Source organism: Robertkochia aurantiaca (genome assembly GCF_020166495.1).
Classification (GTDB): domain Bacteria; phylum Bacteroidota; class Bacteroidia; order Flavobacteriales; family Flavobacteriaceae; genus Robertkochia; species Robertkochia aurantiaca.
In genome coordinates this window covers 38,598-62,272 of the sequence record NZ_JAINZS010000006.1, presented here as the reverse complement: position 1 = coordinate 62,272, position 23,675 = coordinate 38,598, and the positions used below count along the sequence as shown (strand labels likewise).

The following is a 23,675-nucleotide window of genomic DNA, read 5'->3' as shown; positions in this document are numbered from 1 at the left end:
GTTTAATTTCTTCCAAAGTTGTAGTGTAGTTTTAATCCGAAGGTATAATAGTAATCGTCCCTTTTTCCGTTCACGATCCCTTCCAGGGCATCGGTAAAGCTGATGTTGTTCTCAGCAAAAAGCGAAAGGTCTACCGCCTGGGATACCCTGAAACGGAACCCGGCTCCATACTGTATTTTCCCGTAGGCCGTACTTTCGATCTCCGGGTTTTCCAGGGTGCGTATTTCGTAGATCATCCCCGGTCCGCCATAAAGAAAAGGGGTGAACTTATCGAAGGGCAGAATATTTGCTTCCAGGTTGATCCCTGAATCCATGTATTCCTTATACCAGTCAGGCCCACCGGTGAGATAGAGATAACCTACGTTGATGTTGAAATTGAAATAGGGAGAAATCGATCGTTTATAGCCGAAGGTTCCTCCGGCACCGATGGTTTTCTTGCTGTAGTCGCCATTGAACAGAGGCACGGTTCCGCCAAAGCTAAAGGCGTTTTTAAATTCACGCTGATACTGCTGACGGTCATACAAGAGCTTGGACTCTTCCAGTCGCTTTTCTTCGTTGTAGTCATTGACCAGTTTCTGATCGATCTTTTCTCCCTTGGCGGTCTTCCAGAGACCGGCCCCGATCCCTTCAATGATAAGGCCCTCCACTGCTTTTTCGATGGCGTCTTTCATGGCCAGTTGTACCGGTTCGTTCTTGGTGATCCCGGTTTCCACTTCCAGCAACCGCTGAAAGTTCACATAACGAAAAAGGCTGGCATCAATGGCCTGGGAAAGAATGGTCTTTGACACGTAAACGGTCTTCAGGATCTTTCCGTTGGAAGTAGAGACAGCTCGTAAATAGATGGTGAGCCGGTCTTCACGATATTGTGAAGAACCACCCACTCCGAAATACCGTGCCCCGAGTCCGCCGGTCACGATATTGGTATCATAGGAAACCACACCCCCTTCGAGTAGTACTCCTGCATAAAGCAGAGGGGGAAGATTGGGCTGATTCGGATTCGGTCTGCCGCTGTACTCATCACGGGTAGAGCGAATGATGTTTCGTTCGTTCAGCAGGTTGGAAAGGTTTTCCCGTTCGATCGGCGTGAACCAGCGGGAATCTTCCAGGGCTTTGATCAGCATGGTGGTACCTCCCTGGGAAACCGCGGTGGAAAAGGTACTTCCGTTCTCCACGGCCTTGTACTGCCCTGTCTGGTCTTTAAAGTTATAGACCCCGACCACCACCGGCTCCTGGGGTTCCGGCAGACTGGAAAGGGTTCGGCTACCCGAGGTAAGCTCCCCCGTTCGGGCATCCTGTTGTGAAAATGGCTGATTGAAGTAGGTGCCGCAACTCTGCATCACCGTTAAGAGCACGGTGATCGTCGCTATTCGAAATGTCTTCATAGAGGTTTAGTTAGGTACGATGACTTGGGTTTGTTCTCCTGTATTGGTGTCTAAAATGTTAATGACGAATCCTTCGCCTGTTTCAAAAACTTCAAGCACGAGGCTACCCACATTAAAGGTACCTTCCTGCAAACCTTCGCCCAGCTGGGAGGTGAAAATGTTACGGGTAAGCTGCCCCAGCACCTGTCGGTTCAGGCTTTCCTGGAAATCTTCCAGCTCACTGCGCTCTTCATCTCTTCTCGCAGGATCGGTAAAGGAATTCTGTGCGTTGGCTGAATTTAGCAACCATTGGTAATTAAAAGTATCTCCCCCAAAAGCCGGGTTTTTAGGCTTATAGGTGAGCTGCTGGCTGTAGATGCTTCCTGCCAGCATACACAATAAGATCGTTAGGACTTGTTTCATAACAGCTATCAGTATTTTTGTTGTTGGTTTTGTCGCGCCTTCAGGGTCTGGAAATACCGTCGTACCCTGAAGATCGCCTGTTCACTCATTTGTTTCAGGTATTCTTCCCTGGGATTCACAAAGAACTCAAATATGAGGTCTTGTTCGGCCCATATCTGGATCTTGGTACTGCGCCCCATGGCCAGTTTTTCGACCACGCGTATAATGCGTTCTCCATTGACATTATTTGCCAGATAAGAAGAATAAAACATCTGGTAAAAATCACTCCCGGGTTTGGTCTTGGTATCTTCCACCACCACCCCACGAAGGGTGACCCCGTCGTTTTGCTTCTCTTTGGGAACCGCCTGCTCTGAGGGCTGTTTGGTCAGTTCTTCTCTTTCGATCACCAGCGGTTCCAGTTCATCTTCGCCTTCAAAACCATTGAGCACGATGCGATCCTGCCCGATCACCCGATCACCTTCATACAACAGTAAAAAAATGATCGTGCGGTCGTTCTGACCGGCATTGATAGTGGTTTCTGAAAGGCTGCGTTTCTCCTGGGGACCGATCACAAAACGGCCCTGTTGCTGATTTTTAGAACGGTTGCCTGATGCAGAATCGGTTTTTATGACTGAGAGTTCATATCGCAGGCTGCGATTGATGTCGGTTTTATTGGTGGCAAACCCCTTGATGCGAATAAAGCGGTCTTTTGACTGCAGATCGATCTCGGCTTCCACCTCGGTATTCATGACTTGTGCATACGACAATGCCGGAATCAGGAATCCGGCGACAAGACATAATAACCATATGTTTCTGAGGGGCGACAAATTTGTAGTTTTTTAGTTAAAGTTCCTGATGATCAGAGACCGCGCATTACCGTTCATATTGATCTTCAGTTTTTCAGAAAGGCTGTTCTTCCCATGAATGATAATATCGGTACCGTTTCCGTTCTGAATAGCATTCACGTTGATCAGTTCAGGATTGCTATTATTAAAATGTAAATACTTATGATCATCTCCTAATTGTTGCAGGCGATACTGAATACGTTCAGCCTGAAGGTAAAGGCCTGCTTCGTTTTTATTTCCGTTTTGTTCAATCTCAATTTTAGAGGAGTTTGAAACATTTGCAACGGTAGCCGTATTGTTAATACCAATTTGTTTAATAAATATGTTATTATTAGAAATAGTCCTAGCTGGAGAGGTGCTGTTTTGATTACTCACCAAATTTAATTGTACACTTCTATCAATGCTCCTGGCATCTTCAATCACCTCACTTTTCTCTGCATATGTTTGTCCAACCAAGAATACTGGCAAACAACAAAATATTACAATTATTAATGTTATGTTTTTCATATAATTAAAAGATAAAAAATGTAGCGGCAATAAACCACCGCTACATTTTTTTAGTTTAACCTGCATGGATTACATGTCAGACTGAATAACAGTGGTAGCATTTCCAACACCGCTTTGCATTACGGTAGAAGAATGACTTTCGCCTGTTTGTATTACGGTACTCATATTTGAACCAGACTGTGTAGTCTTAGCGAAGTTTAAAATACCTGTCTGAGTAATCTTACTGCTGTTTCCAGCTCCATAACCATGTTGGTATGTCTCAGCCACATTATTTGTTACCGCACCAGAAGGAGCATCTCCGGTTTGTTTTACATTGCTGTAATTATTCACCCCGGTTTGAGTGGCAAAGGCTTTATTATTGATTCCTTCTTGCCTTACACGACTATCATTGTAATCACCTGTTTGAGAAGTTACAGCAGTATTGTTAACAGAAGGACTTCCACCAATCTGAAGTACTCTACTATCGTTCCAGTTACCAACCTGATCTGTGTAGGCGGCGTTATTCGCTCCATTTTGGGTGATATAACTTTCGTTGTTATCACCATTCTGATACACGTTAGCTATACCAGCAAAACTATTGGTCTGATCTGTTTTGGCATAGTTTTTATCACCTTGCACCTTAAATCGTGCATCGGCAAAAGCGTTATGCTGATCCAGATCCACTTCATTGTCATCTCCAATAATGTCAACAACATCTTCTCCATTGTTAAACCCAGGTCCGCTCACGGCAGAAATTTCTCCCCTATTGTTGTTATTGTTGGCGGTTCCAGACTGGGAAACATTTACATCGTTCCCATTACCTGAAATATCAACAGAAGACATATTATCCTTCCCTTTCTGGGTCACCTTAACCATGTTCCCGGTGAATCCGTTGGTTCCTCCAACTTCAATATCAGAACTATGATCCTTTCCTTGCTGGTTTACAGTTGTAGTATTATTCCACCCGTTCTGGAAAGAATTCGAATAGTTATCTACTCCGGTTTGTGTGATATTAGCGGTGTTTCCGGCACTGCCGCCCCCACTAACTTGTTCTACGTAACTCTCGTTACTCTGGGCATACATCGTAGTCCCAAAAATCAGCGCCGCAGCGCAAAAAATCACTTTTTTCATTTGTAAAAGTTTAAAGATTAGAATTAGTTAATTAATGATTCGCTTTTGTGCTATAATCAATTCAATAAGCGGGGGTCATATCTTAGCTAATAACTATCTCATTTGTCGTCAGTTCAAAACCGATAGCAATGCATACCAAAATGCGTATGACATCTAAAATGTATGAAGGGGGGAATACCAAAAGTTGAACCGGCGGAACCGGAATAAGCGGGGAAGATCTGCCGGGGTGCGGCAGGCAGGTAAGATGATGGGCGCGCCTGAAATCTGGCTTCAAAACCTGGTCTTTTTCAAACGCCTACCCAAGATAGAAGAACATCACATATTTTCTTCAATTCTTAGATGAAACGTCAATTTTTTCTGTAAGCGGATTTTATAAAATAATAGATAAAATTCTTACTTCAAATATTGATGTAACTACGGTTTTCCGTAAGAATATTTGTTTTTTAAGCAATAAGGAAAATACAGGGAAAAATTTTCATGCAAAAGGAAAGGCGAATCACTTCCCCCCAGATAGTAATTCGCCGTTATCCCAGTATTTACAGGTCTTTCAGAAATGGTTGAGCTCTAAGTTCATGTGTTTCAGGAACAAAGCTGTGTTTCTGTTTCCCTGTAATGGTAAGGCACCATTAACTAAAAAAATGCCTTGTTCATTTAGGGTTAGCAAGTTGACGATTTTATTCGCCATTTCATATACCTCTTTGTAGGTATTTTTTTCGATAACATTATATTCCGGCCGGAAAAAACTAACCGACTGAACCACTATGGCCCTTAGGAAGAAGGAAGAAGTGCTCTCCTTCTGGAAAGAGCATTATTCTCAACATGTTTCACAGTACCAGCGTTTTCAGATCTCTGATCAGCTGAAACGCTTCTCTGCACTTTTTGCACCGGGTAATTGCTATTTCTACGTACTCAACCTGCACAACCTCGAACTGGACTATGTATCCCCTGAGGTGAAAATATTCACCGGCATGGATCCGGAAGAGGTGAGTATGAAAGACATTCTCAAAACCAGTCCGGAAGAGGAAATGGAGATGGTACACCTGAAAGAACAGGTTATCCAGGATTTTTTTCATCGCTTTTTAGGAAGGGAGCACCGGCTGGACTATAAGCTGGTATACGTTTACCAGGCTATAGATGCCCAGGGACACCGGCGCACCATGCTGCATCAGGCTTCTATATTGAACCTGAACGACGAGGGATTGGTAGAACATGCACTCAGCGTGCACTCAGATATCAGCTACCTTAAAATACCCCAACTGCAAACCGTCTCTTTTATACACCTGAAGGGCGGAAAATCATACCACAACATCCCCGTGAACGAAGGTCGATTTATACCTCCGGAAGAAAATAAGGAAGCTGATCCGGCCCCTTATAACATGAGTAAACGGGAGAAGGAAATACTGGGCTACCTGATTAAAGGCTATACCACCGAACAGATCTCAGAACGATTGTTCCTGTCAACCCACACGGTAAAAACCCACAGGCGGAACATGCTTCAGAAATCAGGGTTTAAAAACACCCCTGAGCTGATCGCAGATGTGCTCATGCACGGATGGCTCAACTGAGTTGCTGTGCCAGGCGACCGGCGGCATATACCGCACCTTCCATATACCCTCCGAAAACGGGAGAGGTTTCTGAACCACCCAAAATAATGCGGTCTTTTACCCACCATTGGTCATAGAGCACATGACCGTTATGCTGATGAGGAAAAAGATCAGGCAGGGGTTCGGTCGCAGTCATTGATTCCCTGGCCCAGGCTGTATCGTAATAATTCATATACTTACTGACCTCATCGCCGAAAACCGATCGCAATTGAGCGATCACTATTTTTTCCCGTTCGGAAACCGGCAAATTCCTGAAAGCCGGCTGCATGAATCCGCATAAGGCGAAATGTTCTCCATTTACATCTGAATGATCGTATAATTCAGTTACAGGACCGGTATTGCTGAAGAGGGTACCCGACCAGCCCTTTTCTCTCCAGAAAGGCCTTTTAAAAGTCACCGCCACTTTCACCGATTCCTGCATCCAGGTATGAGTGCTTCGCATCACGGCTTCCAGCTCCCGGTTGACCACCCCATCTACCTGTATCTTGTTCACGGCGAGTTGAGGGGGCAGGCATACGGCAACTCTTTCAGCATCGTAGCCTTCTTCTCCCGCATGGGAGGTGACCCCCTCAGAATTGACCTCAATACGATCAACCCTCTTATTGTAATAAACAGGTCCCGCTTCCTTTAACAAACGGTCAATAAACGATATACTTCCTCCGGAAATCCGGTAACTGCTTTGCTGGGGCGGAAGGTCAATTGCCTGCGCAGGAACCATGGAAGAACTCTGATAAAACGCCTTTCCCTTCATATATTGCGGAAAATAAGACAGATTCAGGTCATCGATCAACGCTTTCAGGTGCTGATGTTGCTCCCCGAACCAGGTGGCGCCCATCTCAACAGGCGGCTCCCCTTCCGACAACAGAGTGCGAATTCGTCCTCCTGGCAGGTCTCTGCCTTCCAACAGCAATGAAGAAATTCCTCTCTTCTTTAAACGGTAGGAAAGGGTGAGTCCTGAAAGTCCGGCTCCAATAATGATCACATCTGTCTTCATCTGCTTTTTAATTCAAAGATCTTTAGATTTTTCAAAAACTTAATTCAGGATGCAATAATCAGTTCATAAAATTTTGTAACTTACTGTATATCAACCTTAAAAATAAACAAACATGTTACGTTGGACCGTTATTTTTATCATTCTGGCAATTGTAGCTGCCGTTTTTGGTTTTGGTGGAATCGCTGAAGGAGCAGCGTCTATCGCTAAAATCTTATTCTTCATTTTTATTGTATTGTTCATTGTCTCTCTAGTGACCGGCCGCCGAAAAAGCTAAAATTAAAAAAGCATGCGGACTATAGAAACCTGTCGAGGCATGAAAAGCCGAGCACAGGTAAATGCGCATGCCTGTAACCCAAAGTGCTTTTTCTGAATATTTTCGGCCAGCTGACATTTATCATTCTGTAAAGAAAGGTGACCCATTAACTTTGACCCATAAAGTCAATTATCATGTGTGGTAACCTTATCCAAAAGTACAATGTGCCGGGGCCCCGCTATACCAGCTATCCTACTGTACCGTACTGGAATACCGATTCATTCTCACAGCAGAAATGGATCGACAGCTGTAAAAAGGTATTTCGTGAATCGAACGCCGAGGAAGGAATCAGCCTCTATATTCACCTTCCCTATTGTGAAAGCCTTTGTACATTCTGCGGGTGCCACAAGCGCATTACAAAGCGGCACGAGGTGGAAGACCCGTATATAGCTGCGATATTGAAAGAGTGGAAACTCTATGCCGAATTGTTGGGAAGAACGCCCATCATCAGGGAAATTCACCTTGGTGGCGGCACACCAACTTTCTTTAGTCCGGAAAACCTCAGCAGACTCATTAACGGCATCTTCAGATATGCGGAAAAAGATCCTGATCATGAATTCAGTTTCGAGGGACACCCTAACAACACCACCTATGAACATCTGCAAGCGCTCTACGACGTTGGCTTCAGAAGGGTCAGCTTTGGGGTGCAGGATTATTCCCCGGTGGTTCAGCAGGCGATCAACCGCATACAACCTTTTGAAAAGGTAGCCTATGTGACAAGGGCAGCAAGAGAAATAGGTTACACTTCTGTAAGCCATGACCTGGTCTTCGGACTCCCCTTTCAAACCACCTCTGATGTTATTGAAACCGTAAACAATACGATCCCCCTGATGCCTGATCGTATAGCGTTTTACAGTTATGCACATGTGCCATGGATCAAAGGAAACGGACAACGGGGCTTTAAAGACGAAGATATTCCGGAGGGGGAAGAGAAACGGCGACTGTATGAGGTCGGGAAATCCCTGTTACTAGAACTGGGCTACCACGAAATCGGGATGGACCATTTCGCGCTTTCTTCCGACCATTTGTATCAATCCATGCGAAAAGGTAAACTGCATCGCAATTTCATGGGTTACACCGCCTCAAAAACCAAAATGCTGCTGGGTCTTGGAGCATCAAGCATCAGCGACAGCTGGTATGGATTCGCCCAGAACAGCAAGAATATCGAAGAATATATGAATCTGGTAGACCGTGGTATCATTCCGGTTTTCAGAGGTCATCATTGTACAGAGGAAGATCTGATCATCAGACAGCACATACTTAACCTGATGTGCCAGTATATCACTACCTGGAAAGACGACACCGCCTGGTTCAATGATCTTCCAAAGGTGCTGGATCGCCTGCGGGAGATGGAACGGGACGACCTCATCGAGATCGGAGAACATCACCTTGAGATCAAGGAAGCCGGAAAACCCTTTGTCAGGAATGTCTGTATGGCCTTAGATATGCGGCTGCAGAAAAGCAAACCTGAAACCCGCCTGTTTTCGATGACGATTTAGGTTGGGTTACGGGCTAAGGGCTAAGGGCTAAGGGTTAAGGGCTAAGGGCTAAGGGCTAAGGGCTAAGGGCTAAAAATTAAAAAATTCTAATGGCCCGCAGTGGAAAACTATCTTAAGATCCCTCAAGCTACAAGAGCAGACGGCCGGGATGACTATATCTTAGAACTGCTCGCTACCTTATCATAAAGCCATTTATAGCTGAATTAAGAATCACTTTGGGGCCTTCTTACAAGTCTACTTCGACCCCCGATGCTTCGGGGCAGTGTAACACAAACACATTTTTCGGCTTAACAGTCTTACGGTTTGACCTTTTAACCGATTGACCATCTCACTACCTCACCAATTCACCACTTCACTAAGAAAAGGCAGATCCTTCGCTTCGCTCTGGATGACGTTTTGGGTTATGGGTTATGGGTTATGGGTTATGGGTTATGGGTTAAGGGTTAAGTGCTAAGAGTTTTAAATATCTAAAGTTAACTTATGACCTTTTGACTTCCTGACTACTTCACCATCTCACCATTTCACTACCTCACTACCTGACTACCTCACCTCTAAGGCACCACACAGTCGGGGCCTGCCTTGACCATCAGATGCATATCTGAGGGAGAGACATAGGGAATTCCCAGTCCCATTCCGCGGAGAATAAAGAATATGCCGATGATGACCACAAAAACAGGTATCGCTTTTTGAAACCGCTGTCGGGTTTTCACCGAAACAAAATTGCCCATATATGCCGCCCCACTCATCAGGGGAATTGTTCCCAGGCCAAACAGTGCCATATACAGGCTGCTCTCTGCGGCATGCCCGAGGCCGATCGCGCCGAAAAGCGCCATATAGACCAGTCCACAGGGTAAAAGGCCATTAAGCAGACCCAGGGTAAACAACGATGTGAACGATCTTTTGTGTAATCGTTTACCCAGTTGCTGTTTTACCTGCCCGATAAGGCTGTAAAGCGGTCCCAGCATCTTGCTCTTATAGCGGTTACCCAGGGGGATAAGCACGGCCAGTATCATAAGTATTCCAATGATGACCGACAGTCTTTGCTGTAATCCGCTTACAAAGAGACCTCGGCCCGCCAGACCGAACAGCAGCCCCAGCATACCATAAGTGAGTATTCTTCCGAAGTGGTACAGCATGATCTGTATAAATTTACGAACAGGCTTATCCCGGTCAAGAGGCAGCACAAAGGCAATGGGACCACACATACCCACGCAGTGCAGACTTCCCAAAAACCCCAATATGACAGCCGACCACAACATGGTTAATTTCTTTAATAGATGAGTGACAAGCGTGTGAGATATGAACTCCCTTCCGCTTCCCAGGCAACATCAATGTTCCAGCGGCCATCCAATAAACGATCGTCAGGTATGAGCAAATGAGCATCGGATAATGAAACAGTAATTTCAGAATCCAACTGTTTATCAGATGGCCTGTACAGGAACACTGTGCCTTTGATGCTTTCCGGATTGATATCTTCCGGAAAATGCAGTTCAATGCCGTTGTCTTTTACAGTATAGGTAATATCCCGGCCCAGGTCTTTGCTGCGCTGTTCGCGATTCAGCTGCTCCTGGTAGCCGAGTTCTTTTTTATAATATTCCTCTGTGACCAGATCGTGATCCATCCCGGCATCGGTATTGGCTTTTATCACAAAATACATGATGAAACTGATAAACAGTGCCATCGCTATCACAAGTCCGGTTCCCCAATTTATTTTCATTTTTTCTTCAGTTATGCGGTTAAGCAGTTATACAGTTATGTGCTTCAATCCCTTCCGGTTTTGCTTTGCAAAATCACCTTCCCCCCGGAAGAGGAAGGGTATATTATAGTCTTATGGTATACACCAGTACTTTCAAAATCTGTTTTCCTCTTTTTGGCAGCTTTCTCACCCCTGCGAGATTCGAAATGACTTTACTCCAAATAAAATAACATTCCCATTCTCTACTCTCGATTCTCTACTCGCCCAATCACCGGTAATTTCTCGGCCCCAGGAAATTCGTGGTGGTGGTTTCTATCAGTTCATCTCCGCTGTAAACCCCGAGCTTCAGCCGGGTCTTATCATCATCGAGAAAGGCCTTGTCGATCTCTATGAACAGTGAACCCTGGGACATTCCCTGCTGAGGTACCACAAAATTTTCACCGGAAACAAGTTTTACCGAACCTTCAGGCTCCATCAGTTCAATATGTACATCTTCAATATCTGTCACCGTCTTGTTGATCAGCTTATAGGTGTAAACATTGCTGATGATCGATTCCCCCTTATGCTCATACAATTGCCCGGGCAATCGTAGAATGGTGGCTTCCACTTCATTTCTTAAAAACATCATCCCCACAAGTACGGCCGTAAGAATTCCCAGTACGGCGGTATAGCCTTTCATTCTCGGGGTGAACCTGAATCGTTCCTTTTTCTCAATATTGTTTTCACTGGCGTAGCGAATCAGTCCTTTGGGCAGATTCACCTTTTCCATGATCTCATCGCAAGCGTCGATACAGGCGGTACAATTCACACATTCCAGCTGGGTACCATTACGAATATCGATTCCTGTCGGACAAACATTGACACACTGGCTGCAATCGATACAGTCTCCGTAACCCAGTTCATCACGGTTTTCGTTCTTTCTGAATTTTTTACGTCCCTTGGTCTTTTCTCCTCTTTTATGGTCATAGGCCACTACTATCGATTTGTTATCGAGCAGTACTCCCTGTAACCTTCCGTACGGACAAGCTATGATACATACCTGTTCCCTGAACCAGGCGAACACGAAAAAGAACACCGCCGTGAAAATGAGCAAAGAGATCAGAGTGCTCACATGATTCAGTGGTCCGTCGGTAATATATCTCATAAGGGTGTCACTACCGATCAGGTATGCCAGAAACACATTGGCGATCAGAAAGGAGATCACAAAAAATACAAACCATTTGGTGAGTCGCTTTCGAATCTTCTCTGCGTTCCAGGCCTGCTTGCTCAGACGTATCTGGGCCCCGCGGTCACCATCGATCCAGTATTCGATACGCCTGAAGACCATTTCCATGAAAATGGTCTGCGGACAAATCCATCCGCAGAAAATGCGCCCGAAAACCACGGTAAACAGGGTAACAAAAACCACTCCTATGATCATCGAGATCACAAACAGGTGAAAGTCCTGCGGCCAGAAGGGAAGTGCGAAAATGTTGAATCTGCGTTCCAGCACATTGAACATCATGAACTGGTTTCCGTTGATCTTTATAAAAGGAGAGATCAGCAATATAGCCAGCAGTACATAACTCACCACTTTCCTGGCTTCGTAATACCGGCCGCTGGGTTTTTTAGGAAATATCCAGGCTCTTTTACCTTCTTCGGTAACCGTACCTATGGAATCTCTGAAAACCTCTTTCTCCTGATTCTCCATTTTTTATCCCTTCATCACCGGGTCGGAATAACCGGCCCTCATTTGATTTTTTCTGTTACTCGCTTGCTGCCACAGTAACCGTATCGGCAGCCTTTTCTGTATTTTCTTCCGCTTCGGCAGGAGCGTTTTCATCTATCCAGATTTCACCCTCTGCTTCTTTCGGATTCGCAGGGGTGTTACCCTGCAGGCTGATCACATAACTGGCGACCTGTGCCATTTCAGCCGGTTTCAGGGTAGCTTTCCAGGCGATCATCCCCTTACCGTCGCGACCTCCCTCAGAAATGGTACGGAACACATTTTTGATGCCTCCCCCCAGTATCCAGTATTCGTCGGTTAAATTCGGACCTATACCTCCTCCTCCGTCGGCCATATGACAGGCCACACAATTGGTCTGGAAGATCTGTTCGCCGGCAGACAGGTCTGATGCATCGGTAAGCAATTCAACGGTATTCACATCGACCAGGTCTTTGGCTGTTTTCTTATACTCTTCTATGGCGATACGCGCCTCGGTCATTTCCTCCTGATACTCTTCTGCCTGTGTTTGTCCGTCGAAAACATGATATCGAACCAGATAAATGGCTGCAAAGATGATCGATATATAGAATCCGTACAGCCACCATGGCGGAAGGGAATTATCCAGCTCCCTGATACCGTCGTAATTATGGTCGAGTATGATCTCCCCTTCCTCTTCGATAGGCTTGGTCTTGGTCAGTTTTTTATAGAGTTTCTTATACCAGGCGTTCTGTTTGGCTTCCTCCTGCTTTTTGGCATATGCCACCTTCTGCTCCTCACTCATCATCGCCTCAGAGATATTATTCATTGCGGCCACCATGATCTCAATTCCGATCAGGGTGATGGCGAATAAGGCGATGAAAAGGCTTACTTCCGGATAGGTCAGAAAGGCAGGCTGTGCACCTGAATCGATAAAATACTCTGCAGCCAGGAATACCAGGCCGGTGATCGCGATTACACGTAAATATGATGCAAAATCCTTCATGGTCTTAAATATTATCTTGGTTGTCTAATGGAAACTCGCTTACCTCTTTAATGTATTCCTTACGCGCCGTCAATACCCACCAGAAAAGCGCCACGAAGAACACAAAGAAAATGCTGAGGGAAATGACAGGATAAATCGCTATCCCGTCTATACTTGCCATATGATCTTTTATAAACTTCATGGTTAATCGTTTTGTAAGGTTACTTCTTCTCCTGTATTATCCTTGACCTTGATATCGGTTCCCAGGCGCTGCAGGTAAGCGATAAGTGCGACGATCTCACGGTCTTTCATCTCTATAAATTCTTCTCCTCTCTTGGCGGCAGCCCGTTTGTCTTCCTCATAGGTGCGTGCGAAATCAGGATCCTGGTACAGGTTCTGCTCGATGGTCGACGCCTGCTGATCCATTTGCTGCTGTGCATTGGCAATATCATCTTCTGTATAAGGTACTCCGAGCTGTACCATGGCCTCCATCTTTGCCTCGGTATTTGAACGGTCGAGTTCACTTCGGAAGAGCCACTTATAGGAAGGCATGATACTTCCTGCCGAGGTACTCTGCGGATCATACATATGGTTCAGGTGCCAGTTATCGGAATATTTCCCACCTACCCTGAGAAGATCGGGTCCGGTTCGCTTGCTTCCCCAGAGGAAAGGATGGTCGTAAACATACTCCCCTGCTTTTGAATACTCTCCGTATCGCTCGGTCTCACTCCTGAAAGGTCTGATCATCTGTGAATGACAGGAGACACAACCCTCCCTGATATAGATATCACGGCCTTCTAGTTCCAGCGGTGAATACGGTTTCACAGAGGTAATGGTCGGTATGTTCGACTTGACCAGCAGGGTTGGAACGATCTGAATGACACCACCTATCAGTATGGCGATGGTAGCCAGAATGGTGAGCTGTACCGGACGTCTTTCAAGCCAGGTATGGAAACCTTCGCCTGCCATACGGCCTTTTCGCACCCGGGTAAGGGCTGGAGCCTCAGCCAACTCATCTTCCACATCGCTTCCGCGTCTGATGGTCATTACAGCGTTATAGATACCGATCAGCACTCCGATCAGGTAAAGGGTTCCACCGATGGCACGCATCCAGTACATCGGGATGATCTGGGTAACGGTTTCAAGGAAGTTACCATATACCAGCGTACCGTCAGGGTTGAATTGCTTCCACATCGAAGCCTGGGCGAATCCTGCCACATACATCGGAAGGGCATAGAGAATGATTCCCAGCGTACCGATCCAGAAATGGAAATTGGCCAGCGGCAGTGAATAGAGTTTGGTCTTAAACATCTTGGGAACGAGGTAATACATCATTCCGAAGGTGAGGAACCCGTTCCATGCAAGAGCTCCCACATGCACGTGAGCGATCACCCAGTCACTGAAGTGAGCGATGGCATTGATATTTTTCAGAGACAGCATGGGTCCTTCGAAGGTTGCCATACCGTAACCGGTTATTGCCACCACCATGAATTTCAGCACAGGATCGACCCGTACCTTATCCCAGGCGCCCCGCAGGGTCAGCAAGCCGTTGATCATACCTCCCCATGAAGGGGCGATCAGCATGATAGAGAACACCACTCCGAGGTTCTGCGCCCAGTCAGGCAGTGCAGAATATAAAAGGTGGTGCGGACCTGCCCAGATATAGATAAAGATGAGTGACCAGAAGTGAACGATCGAAAGCCGGTATGAATAAACCGGGCGATTCGCTGCCTTGGGCACAAAGTAATACATGAGTCCTAAGAAAGGCGTGGTTAAAAAGAAGGCCACAGCATTATGACCATACCACCACTGCACAAGGGCATCCTGTACTCCTGCATACACCGAATAACTTTTCATGGCAGAGACCGGGAGTTCCAGGCTGTTAAAGATGTGCAGCACCGCAACGGTCACGAACGTAGCCAGATAGAACCAAACCGCCACATAAAGGTGCCGTTGGCGGCGCTTGAAAATGGTTCCGATCATGTTCACCCCAAAGGCCACCCAGATAAGGGCGATCGCAATATCGATCGGCCATTCGAGTTCGGCATATTCTTTTGAGGTGGTATATCCCAGTGGAAGTGAAACAGCGGCTGCGACAATAATGGCCTGCCATCCCCAGAAATTAAGATTGCTTAAAAAGTCGCTGTACATACGGGCCTTCAGAAGGCGTTGCAGCGAATAATATACCCCGGCGAAAATGGCATTCCCCACAAAGGCAAAGATCACTGCATTGGTATGCAGGGGTCTCAGTCTTCCGAAACTCAGCCATGAGATCCCGTCAGTGAGGTTGGGAAAAAGAAACATAAAAGCCAGCAAAAGGCCGACCAGCATGCCTACCGCGCCCCAGAGCATGGTAGCGTAAAGAAATTTCTTTACGATTTTGTTGTCATAATGAAACTGTTCTACTTCCATTGTAATCAATTTTTAGTACTGTTGCTAGGTTCAGAATCTTCTTCAGGTTCCACGAGTTCATCTTCAAACAGCATACGTACCGATGGGGTATAGCTATCATCATATTGACCGCTGCGTACCGCTGTTACGAAAGCGACAAAGAAAATGACAGCCACAATCAGGCTTACCGTAATTAAAATGTAGATAACACTCATACCTTAAGAATGCGTTAACAAATGTATTCTGTGGTCAGGGTAAAAAAGATGACATTTGTCATGACCACGGTTTAATTCAGTTTTTTACCGATCCAACCGGTCAGTCCGGTGGTGAACAACACCACACTGATCGAGCTGAGAGGCATTAAAATAGCCGCAATTACAGGAGATAAAGCTCCGGTTACTGCGAAATAAAGGCCGACCAGGTTATACAGGAATGACAGCACGAAACTGGCCTTGATAACCGTCACCGCATGGGCCGAAGCCTTCAGGTAAGCACCGAGTTGAGGCAGTTTTTCAGCATCCAGTATGGCATCACAGGCGGGCGAGAACACATTGATATTCTCAGAAACGGCTACTCCCACATCGCTTTGCTGTAAGGCACCGGCGTCGTTAAGTCCGTCACCTACCATCATGATACTTGCCCCTTCCTCCTGGTGAAAGCGCACATAATTAAGTTTGTCTTCGGGCTTTTGGTTAAAGAAAAGCTTGGTTCCGGCAGGCAGTAGTTTTTGCAGGTTTTCACGTTCGCTTTCATTATCGCCTGATAAAATTCCCAGACGGTACTTAGCAGCCAGCGAACGGAAGAGCCCTGCCACTCCTTTCCGGTATCGGTTGTAAAAGGTAAACCTGCCGCGATAGGCCTCACCTGTGCTTACATACACACTGGTGTTCAGCACTTCTTCGAGGTCAGGACTACCGGCAAAGCTTCGCGAACCTGCCCTGATAAGCACACCGCCGGCACTCATTTCCAGTCCCTTTCCGGTCGATTCTTTATAATGATCAAGGGTATCGATCTGTTGATCCTGCAGAAACTCGTAGAGCTGTCGGCTGAGCGGATGGTTCGAATTTCGCAGCCCCGTACGAAGTAACGATCTCTCCTGTCGGGTAAGTTCAACCCCCTCATAGGCGATATCAGCATTGGCGTTAGCGGTAATGGTGCCTGTCTTATCGAAGATTACCGTATCGATGCCTGCCATGCGCTCGATCACCTGGGCGTTCTTCAGGTAGAACTTCTGCTTCCCGAATATTCTGAGCATATTTCCCAGGGTGAAGGGAGCTGAAAGCGCCAGGGCGCAAGGACAAGCCACGATCAGTATGGCTGTGAAGACAGGAGCGGCCAGCGCCGGATCGGTCACATACCAATAGGTTCCTGCACCAAAGGCGATCAGTAAAATGACCGCCGTGAAATACTTACTGATACGGTCGGTCAGGCTCTGAAAACGGGTTTGTTTATCACCCGAAAATACCTCATTACTCCACAATTGAGTGAGATATGACTGGGAAACACTGTTTAAGGCCACCATTTCAATGGCTGTTCCGGTTTGCTTTCCGCCTGCAAACAGTTTCTCTCCACTCTCCCGGGTTACCGGGTCAGACTCGCCGGTCACAAAGCTGTAATCGATGCGTGCTTTTCCGTTAAGAAGTATCCCGTCTACAGGTATCAGCTCCTGGTTTCTGATCAGCAAACGATCCTGTTCCTTTATATCATATATGTCTGTGCTTATCTCTTGCCCGTCTTCATCCATACGGGTCACCCCTACAGGGAAATAACTTTTATAGTCTCTTTCGAAGGAAAGAAAAGAATAGGTCTTCTCCTGGAAATATCTACCCAGCAGTAAAAAGAATAACAGGCCGGTTAGACTGTCAAAAAATCCCTGTCCGGTATTGGTAGCTATTTCCCAGGTACTTCTCAGAAAAAGCACCGCAATTCCCAGGGCGATGGGAATATCGATATTTAACAACCCGGCACGTATCCCTTTAAAGGCGCTTTTGAAATAATCGCCTGCGGCATAGAAAACCACGGGTAATGAGAGCCCGAACATGATCCACCGGAAAAAAGGCTTGTATTGATTCAGCCAGAATTCATCGATCTCGAAATATTCAGGAAAGGAAAGCAACATCACATTTCCAAACGCAAAGCCGGCCACGCCCAGTTTATAGATCAGACTTCTGTCGATATCCTGCTCTTTACGGCCGGCATCTTCCAAACTGATGTAGGGTTCATAACCTATCCGGCTCAGCAGGAGCACCAGTTCTTTAGCTGTCAGATCGGAATGCGAGAAGGTGACCCGAAGTTTCTTCCGCGGAAAATCCACCTGAGAGGCCTTGACCGACCGGTGGAGTTTATGCAGGTTCTCCAGTATCCAGATACAGGAGCTGCAGTGAATGGAGGGAATATAAAACTCTGCCACCGATATATCTCCGTCTGAGAATTCCAGTAATTTTTCAAGGATGCGTTGATTATCGAGAAAGTCGAACTTCCCTTCCACCTCCCCGGGTCTGATCCCCGGGTTTTCATCCAGGTCATAATAGCCTTCCAGCTGATTTGCAGAAAAGATCTCGTATACCGTTTTACATCCGGTACAGCAAAACTCCTTGTTATCAAAACAAATGGGTGCGGTACCACAGTTGGTTCCGCAGTGAAAGCAGTTCATGCTCATTTTAACTCATTTACCTGAAACAAAGATGCTGGGTAGTCAGCAAAAAAAGTATGATATTTGTCATCAAATTCGTAAATTGGAAACGAGCAGACAACCTAACGTCATATGAGCAAATGCGAACACTGTATCGTCAGACAGTTCAGTTCTCTAAATACACTTAACAAGGAAGACCTGATCCGAATCTCAGCCTGTAAGGAAGGTTACACCGTTAAAAAGGGTGAAGCCATCTTTGAAGAAGGTCAACATCTTGACGGAGTCTATTGTATTAAAGAGGGCATATGTAAGCTGACCAAACTATCTAATAACGGCCGCAGCCAGATCATCAAATTCATCAAAAGAGGCGACCTTTTAGGTCTGAGAACCATGTTAGGAAATGATACCGTGAATCTTTCAGCCATAGCGATTGAAGACATGGAGGTCTGTTTTATACCTAAGGCCGATATCATGAGCGCTTTTCATACCAATCCGAAATTTACAGACAGTGTACTTCGGGAGGTATGTGATGATCTGAAGGAAGCAGATAACCATATCGTAAACATGGCTCAGAAGCCCGTCAAAGAACGTCTGGCCAGTTATCTGCTGGAATTCAAGGAAGATTTCGGAGAAGATGACGAGGGGTATCTCGGCCTGCAGCTATCTCGCGAAGAGATCGCCGGAATGGTGGGTACTGCCACAGAATCACTGATTCGAATGCTTTCTGATTTCAGTAAAAAAGGTCTGATAGAGACTAAGGGAAAACGCATCAGGATCACCGACGAAAACTCCCTGGAACGTCTTTCAGAAGGCTTCTGAAACCTTCATAGGTTTGAAACCTTTTCTTTTTACTTCGGAACGACTTGGCTTCAGAACCTGGTCACTTGCTGAAGATCTGTTACCCATGCATCTCATTAATAGTAATGAGAAAGCCATGCGCTATTTCCCTTCGACCCTCACCGTTGAAGATACAGCAGGCTTCATCTCCCGCATGAACAGACTTTATCAAAGCAGGCAACATTGTTATTTTGCTGTGGAGAAACTTGACTCCCGCACCTTTATAGGTTTCATAGGAATCGGTTACCAGACCTTTGATGCAGCATTCACCCCTGTGACCGATGTCGGGTGGCGGCTGCACCCTGATCATTGGGGCAAGGGATATGCCAGTGAAGGAGCCCGCCGGTGCCTCGACTGGGCCTGCACGAATCTGAAGGTGCCACAGATCGCTGCCATAGCCCCCCTGATTAATCAGCCATCAATACGCGTGATGGAAAAAAGCGGGATGCAAAAGAAGACCGAATTTCTCCATCCCGAACTTTCCGGTTTCCCTTCCCTGGAAAGATGTGTACTTTATACATATAAGTGTTAGGTAACGCAGAGCTATTTTAGCAACCGTAGCATATTTTCCTATATTTATGGGAAACAAGTCTGACATATGAAACGCCTTCCACTTTTTACGATCATTTTATTTTCAATTTTTACCGCTGCTGCCCAGCAAAGCGCTGAGGTGGTTTCTCAACTGAGATACGGAAATGCCGCTGAGGCCGGTTTGTCAGCAGAACGACTGGAACGAGTAGACAGGATGATCGAGGAGGCCATAGAAGAAGATGAAATCCCCGGAGCAGTAGCTTTTATTGCCAGGAATGGAGTCATCGCCTATCATAAGGCCTTTGGTACAGCCAATCCTGAAACGGGTGAACCCATGGAACGGGATGCCATATTTCGCATTGCTTCCCAGACAAAAGCGATAACCGCCACAGCCGTGATGATGTTGTGGGAAGAAGGCCGGTTCAGACTTGACGACCCGATCGAAAAATACATTACTGAATTCGAAAACATGGAGGTGCTCGACTCACTGGTGGCAAGCGATACTACTTACACGGCTGTCCCGGCAAAAAACAAGATCACTATCAGACATTTGCTCACTCACACTTCGGGTTTGGGATACGGGCAGATCGATGCTGATGAAAGGATAAAAATGATTTATCATAAGGCTGGGGTCACAGACCTCTTCACCACTGAAGATGTAACGATCGAAGAAAGTGTTCTCGCTCTGGCAGATCTCCCCCTGCATCATGAGCCCGGAGAAAAATTCACTTATAGCGAAGGGCTGGACGTGTTAGGGTATTTTGTAGAGGTGATCTCCGGCATGCCGCTCGACCGGTTTTTCCGGGAGCGCATTTTCGATCCGCTGGGCATGGATGACACCTGGTTCTATCTTCCGGAGGAAAAACAAGACCGTCTGGTACGCATACAAACCCTGGCAAATGATCAATGGGAGAATTATCCCACCACATTTTATGATCCGGACTATCCTGTAAAAGGGGCTAAACGGTTTTTTTCAGGTGGAGCGGGATTGTCGAGCACTGCCGAAGATTATGCCCGGTTTCTGCAAATGTACCTGAATAAAGGCACCTATAACGGTCAAAGACTTCTTAGCCGGGTAACGGTTGATTTCATACTCAGCAACCAGATCGCAGAACTTTTCGATGGGGTAGCCGGAAATTACGGCCTCGCCTTCGGGCAAACCGACCGTAAAACCTCGTTAAAAGGGGGGTGGGGTAGTGAAGGAACCTTCTACTGGGGTGGCTATTTCAACACCCAGTATTTTGCTGACCCGCAAGAAGAACTCATTGGCATTATCATGAAACAAACCCAGGCCATAGACACCGATGATACGGGCTGGAAATTCATGCAACTTACCTTTTCTGCCATAGACGATTGATATCACAAAGGATATATAAGCCTTTAATCGATTGATTTACAGTTTATTATTTGCCTATATGTAGATTTAAATCCCTCCAACCTTGTGATTTAGCTTACTAATATTCACTCACTAATAAACTAAATCACAATGAAAAAAGCATTATTCTGTTTTGCAGTACTGTTGACTTTCGGATTGACATCCTGTCATGACGATCTAACGGAAACCGCCCCCGAGGCTGAGCTGACCCGAATCCCTGAACCGGAAGCGGTCTTCATCAACCTGGAAGATATTATTCCAAAATCTACGCTTGCCAAAACGGCCTCCCTGAATTATACGTTGTACAGTGCCGAATACCTGACCACCGGGGAAAACGGACTTATGGGCAGAACGGTGTTCTTTTCAGACCGGGGTAACCGGCAACTCGGGGCAGATTTCGTTCCCGCTCAATCCTTAGACGGAAGCCCTGCTGTCTCGTATTATATTGACAATACAAGACCATCTCAGTCACTACCGGTGGCACAAACCGACGCTGCCATCACCCGCGCCATGAATACCTGGGACCAGGTCATTTGTTCTGATCTCGATATGACCCGCATACCTTCGAACGAAAACATCCAGACCGGATTCGTAGCCGCCATTTTTGGTTATGGCGGATCATTCGGGTTTTTCGGTGATGTGGTACATGCCGGATGGCTTGAGGGAGGTTTCTTCAATCGGTTGGCTCCTGGTGGAAGCAATTTTATTCTCGGAGTCGCCTTCACCATTGTCTTTACCGATGCACAGGGAAATACGATTGACACCAATAACGACGGCAAAACAGATGTCGCGTTTAGAGAGATTTATTATAATGATAACTTTCCATGGGTAGACGGTGTCGGAGTATTTGATGTTGAAACCGTCGCTTTACATGAGGCCGGGCATGGGCTGAGCCAGGCTCATTTTGGGGAAGCTTTTACCAATCGAACCGGAAAAATTTTCTTTGCACCCCGGGCTGTAATGAACGCTTCCTACAGCGGCACACAGACAGACATTGAAAAGACCGATAAGGCAGGTCATTGCGGCATCTGGGAGGAATGGCCTCTTCAATAAACATTTAATATAAAAACCGGAGCAGTTCCCCCCGCTGCTTCGGTTTCCTTTTTTAGCCTTACAGGGTAAAAAAGATATGCCCGAATGTATTTAAGACAGATGATATGCTATTGGACAAACCCATTCCGATAGGCTTTATTCTGAATAAGGTCAAAACAGAACTGTTACTAACAAGCTTGTATGTAATAGCTATTGAGATCCTCGACGAAATATACCAGGTCAAGGGAATCTTTATTCCTGTAGCCATCCCGGCTATATTGGGTACCACGATATCGCTGATCCTTGGTTTTCGGCTGAACCAGGCATATGACCGCTGGTGGGAAGCCCGAAAGATCTGGGGAAGTATTGTAAACGACAGTCGCACCTTATTACGACAAAGTCTTTCATTTTTACCTGATGACCTCAGAACTACAACGGTTAATGAGATAAAAAACCTGCAAATAGCCTGGTGTTATGCCCTGGCCAGATCATTGAAAGGCCAGGAACAGCAAGACATTCAAAGATATTTAAATGAAGAGCAGCTTTCCCTGGTTACTTCTGCGGGCCATATTCCCAACTCCCTGTTACACCTGCAAAGCGAAATCCTGGAAAATTGCCGGAAAAAAGGTCACCTGACCGATTTTCAACATATGCTAACCGAGCAAACCATTACCCGGCTCTGTGATGCCATGGGAAGGTCAGAGCGAATTGCCAACACGGTTTTTCCAAAAACCTACAGTAAGGTGGTTGAATTTCTACTCTATATCTTTATTATATTACTTCCTTTCGGGCTCATCGAATATCTTGGTTACCTGGTTGGCACGCTTCTCATTCTTTTTACCATTCCTTTCTTCCTGCTGGAAAAATCTGCCATACACCTGCAGGATCCCTTCAAAGGTTATCAGACCGATGTGCCGGTATTTAAGATCTCAGAGACCATCGAAAACAACCTGAACAAGATGGTCAACCCGGAAAGCCCGGTCATTTCCCGTCAAAAACAAGAGAAATACTTTATTTTATAGGATATTTACGACTCCATACATTAAGGAAATTTTAAGAAATTATTTAAAATCTTTATGACCATCATAAATAAATATACGATGCTATAATTTTATTTGATAGGTAATATGCTTATTTTCAGTCGTTTAAAATTAAGGCTTCCCTTCACGACCTTCTCATAAAAATACCATTCACGCATAATTTTTTTTGCTCCTGACAATTATCATGATTTAAGAAACCAATAATGCGAAAATTTGTACAAGTAAAAACCAAGTATGATGAATACAACACAGTTCAACAGTAAAGCATGGGTCATCCTTTTCCTGGTGACGCTGCTATGCGGAATGAGCCTGAAAGCTCAAGAGTATAAACTAGACGATAGTTCCTCTGAGATGATCATTTACGGAACATCGAATCTGCATGACTGGGAGATCGATGCCGAAGACCAGGATGTGAAGCTTCTGATGGGAGAAAGTGATAACAGCATTAAGGATCTGGAAGTGATCGTAGGAGTAAAAGGCCTGAAAAGCGGAAAAGGCGGTATGGACAAGAATACCTATAAGGCTCTTGATGCGGATGACCATGAAAACATCAGGTATAAAATGAAAGAAGTGAAAACCATTTCTGAAAAAGGAGCCGGAACCTGGGCCATCGAAACCGCTGGAGAGATGACTATCTCGGGAGTAACCAAAATGGTCACTGTACCTTTCGAGATGAAGGTAGACGGCAACAAAGTGATCTTAACCGGGGAAAAATCGCTTAAAATGACAGAATTCAATGTCGAACCACCTACAGCCCTTTTCGGGACTATAACCACAGGTGACGAAGTAACAATAAAGTTTAAGTCGACCATGAGTCGATAGAACCCTAATCATTTTTTT

General features: G+C 45.9%; 23 protein-coding genes. 9 read left to right on the top strand and 14 right to left on the bottom strand.

The window, feature by feature from the left end; translation table 11 throughout:
- Positions 1–2 precede the first annotated feature (2 nt).
- From K7R10_RS11560 to K7R10_RS11540, 5 genes are read right to left on the bottom strand one after another with little or no spacing between them, the layout of a single operon-like run.
- Complete coding sequence (locus K7R10_RS11560; RefSeq protein WP_224484877.1) at positions 3–1,382, bottom strand: CsgG/HfaB family protein; 1,380 nt, start codon at positions 1,380–1,382, stop codon at positions 3–5.
- 6 nt (positions 1,383–1,388) lie between these two features.
- Positions 1,389–1,784 carry a curli production assembly/transport component CsgF gene (locus K7R10_RS11555; RefSeq protein ID WP_224484876.1) on the bottom strand — a complete coding sequence of 132 codons (396 nt, stop codon included), beginning with the start codon at positions 1,782–1,784 and terminating at the stop codon, positions 1,389–1,391.
- 8 nt (positions 1,785–1,792) lie between these two features.
- Positions 1,793–2,590, bottom strand: a complete 798-nt coding sequence (csgH, locus tag K7R10_RS11550; protein ID WP_224484875.1) for a curli-like amyloid fiber formation chaperone CsgH — start codon at positions 2,588–2,590, stop codon at positions 1,793–1,795.
- A gap of 12 nt (positions 2,591–2,602) precedes the next feature.
- Positions 2,603–3,181, bottom strand: coding sequence for a hypothetical protein (locus K7R10_RS11545; RefSeq protein ID WP_224484874.1), 579 nt, complete (start codon positions 3,179–3,181; stop codon positions 2,603–2,605).
- Between the two features lie 3 nt (positions 3,182–3,184).
- Complete coding sequence (locus K7R10_RS11540) at positions 3,185–4,225, bottom strand: hypothetical protein (protein ID WP_224484873.1); 1,041 nt, start codon at positions 4,223–4,225, stop codon at positions 3,185–3,187.
- A gap of 761 nt (positions 4,226–4,986) precedes the next feature.
- On the opposite strand from K7R10_RS11540, the gene K7R10_RS11535 reads away from it, so the two are divergent.
- Positions 4,987–5,790 carry a helix-turn-helix transcriptional regulator gene (locus K7R10_RS11535; protein ID WP_224484872.1) on the top strand — a complete coding sequence of 268 codons (804 nt, stop codon included), beginning with the start codon at positions 4,987–4,989 and terminating at the stop codon, positions 5,788–5,790.
- On the opposite strand, the gene K7R10_RS11530 is transcribed toward K7R10_RS11535, so the two are convergent.
- A complete protein-coding gene (locus K7R10_RS11530; RefSeq protein ID WP_224484871.1) occupies positions 5,783–6,823 on the bottom strand; it encodes a flavin monoamine oxidase family protein in 1,041 nt (346 codons plus the stop codon). The genes K7R10_RS11535 and K7R10_RS11530 overlap by 8 nt on opposite strands.
- Before the next feature lie 112 nt (positions 6,824–6,935).
- On the opposite strand from K7R10_RS11530, the gene K7R10_RS11525 reads away from it, so the two are divergent.
- Positions 6,936–7,097 carry a DUF1328 domain-containing protein gene (locus K7R10_RS11525; RefSeq protein WP_224484870.1) on the top strand — a complete coding sequence of 54 codons (162 nt, stop codon included), beginning with the start codon at positions 6,936–6,938 and terminating at the stop codon, positions 7,095–7,097.
- Positions 7,098–7,270: 173 nt separating this feature from the next.
- A complete protein-coding gene (gene hemN, locus K7R10_RS11520; protein WP_224484869.1) occupies positions 7,271–8,635 on the top strand; it encodes an oxygen-independent coproporphyrinogen III oxidase in 1,365 nt (454 codons plus the stop codon).
- Positions 8,636–9,186: 551 nt separating this feature from the next.
- Here hemN and K7R10_RS11515 read toward each other — a convergent pair.
- The 8 genes from K7R10_RS11515 to K7R10_RS11480 all read right to left on the bottom strand — a co-directional run bounded on the left by K7R10_RS11515 (position 9,187) and on the right by K7R10_RS11480 (position 18,047).
- Positions 9,187–9,894, bottom strand: a complete 708-nt coding sequence (locus K7R10_RS11515; RefSeq protein ID WP_224484868.1) for a sulfite exporter TauE/SafE family protein — start codon at positions 9,892–9,894, stop codon at positions 9,187–9,189.
- 11 nt (positions 9,895–9,905) lie between these two features.
- Positions 9,906–10,352 carry a FixH family protein gene (locus K7R10_RS11510; RefSeq protein ID WP_224484867.1) on the bottom strand — a complete coding sequence of 149 codons (447 nt, stop codon included), beginning with the start codon at positions 10,350–10,352 and terminating at the stop codon, positions 9,906–9,908.
- Between the two features lie 247 nt (positions 10,353–10,599).
- Complete coding sequence (ccoG, locus tag K7R10_RS11505) at positions 10,600–12,021, bottom strand: cytochrome c oxidase accessory protein CcoG (protein WP_224484866.1); 1,422 nt, start codon at positions 12,019–12,021, stop codon at positions 10,600–10,602.
- A gap of 55 nt (positions 12,022–12,076) precedes the next feature.
- Entirely contained in the window at positions 12,077–13,018 is a 942-nt protein-coding gene (locus K7R10_RS11500; RefSeq protein WP_224484865.1) for a cbb3-type cytochrome c oxidase N-terminal domain-containing protein, read from the bottom strand.
- A 4-nt stretch (positions 13,019–13,022) separates the two neighbouring features.
- A complete protein-coding gene (locus tag K7R10_RS11495; RefSeq protein WP_224484864.1) occupies positions 13,023–13,199 on the bottom strand; it encodes a CcoQ/FixQ family Cbb3-type cytochrome c oxidase assembly chaperone in 177 nt (58 codons plus the stop codon).
- A 2-nt stretch (positions 13,200–13,201) separates the two neighbouring features.
- On the bottom strand, positions 13,202–15,409 hold the full coding sequence (ccoN, locus tag K7R10_RS11490) for a cytochrome-c oxidase, cbb3-type subunit I (protein ID WP_224484863.1): 2,208 nt from the start codon (positions 15,407–15,409) through the stop codon (positions 13,202–13,204).
- Between the two features lie 5 nt (positions 15,410–15,414).
- Positions 15,415–15,603, bottom strand: a complete 189-nt coding sequence (gene ccoS / locus K7R10_RS11485) for a cbb3-type cytochrome oxidase assembly protein CcoS (RefSeq protein WP_224484862.1) — start codon at positions 15,601–15,603, stop codon at positions 15,415–15,417.
- A 71-nt stretch (positions 15,604–15,674) separates the two neighbouring features.
- Complete coding sequence (locus K7R10_RS11480) at positions 15,675–18,047, bottom strand: heavy metal translocating P-type ATPase (RefSeq protein ID WP_224484861.1); 2,373 nt, start codon at positions 18,045–18,047, stop codon at positions 15,675–15,677.
- Between the two features lie 105 nt (positions 18,048–18,152).
- Between K7R10_RS11480 and K7R10_RS11475 the strand changes: the two genes are divergently transcribed.
- The 6 genes from K7R10_RS11475 to K7R10_RS11450 all read left to right on the top strand — a co-directional run bounded on the left by K7R10_RS11475 (position 18,153) and on the right by K7R10_RS11450 (position 23,657).
- On the top strand, positions 18,153–18,839 hold the full coding sequence (locus tag K7R10_RS11475; protein ID WP_224484860.1) for a Crp/Fnr family transcriptional regulator: 687 nt from the start codon (positions 18,153–18,155) through the stop codon (positions 18,837–18,839).
- 13 nt (positions 18,840–18,852) lie between these two features.
- Positions 18,853–19,389 carry a GNAT family N-acetyltransferase gene (locus K7R10_RS11470; protein ID WP_224484859.1) on the top strand — a complete coding sequence of 179 codons (537 nt, stop codon included), beginning with the start codon at positions 18,853–18,855 and terminating at the stop codon, positions 19,387–19,389.
- Positions 19,390–19,455: 66 nt separating this feature from the next.
- Entirely contained in the window at positions 19,456–20,745 is a 1,290-nt protein-coding gene (locus K7R10_RS11465; protein ID WP_224484858.1) for a serine hydrolase domain-containing protein, read from the top strand.
- Positions 20,746–20,874: 129 nt separating this feature from the next.
- Positions 20,875–21,816: a hypothetical protein gene (locus K7R10_RS11460; protein ID WP_224484857.1), complete on the top strand. Its 942-nt coding sequence runs from the start codon at positions 20,875–20,877 to the stop codon at positions 21,814–21,816.
- A 104-nt stretch (positions 21,817–21,920) separates the two neighbouring features.
- Positions 21,921–22,817 carry a bestrophin family protein gene (locus tag K7R10_RS11455; RefSeq protein WP_224484856.1) on the top strand — a complete coding sequence of 299 codons (897 nt, stop codon included), beginning with the start codon at positions 21,921–21,923 and terminating at the stop codon, positions 22,815–22,817.
- 252 nt (positions 22,818–23,069) lie between these two features.
- The gene (locus K7R10_RS11450; RefSeq protein WP_224484855.1) at positions 23,070–23,657 is read left to right on the top strand and encodes a YceI family protein; all 588 of its coding nucleotides are present in this window, start codon (positions 23,070–23,072) and stop codon (positions 23,655–23,657) included.
- The last annotated feature ends 18 nt before the right edge of the window (positions 23,658–23,675 follow it).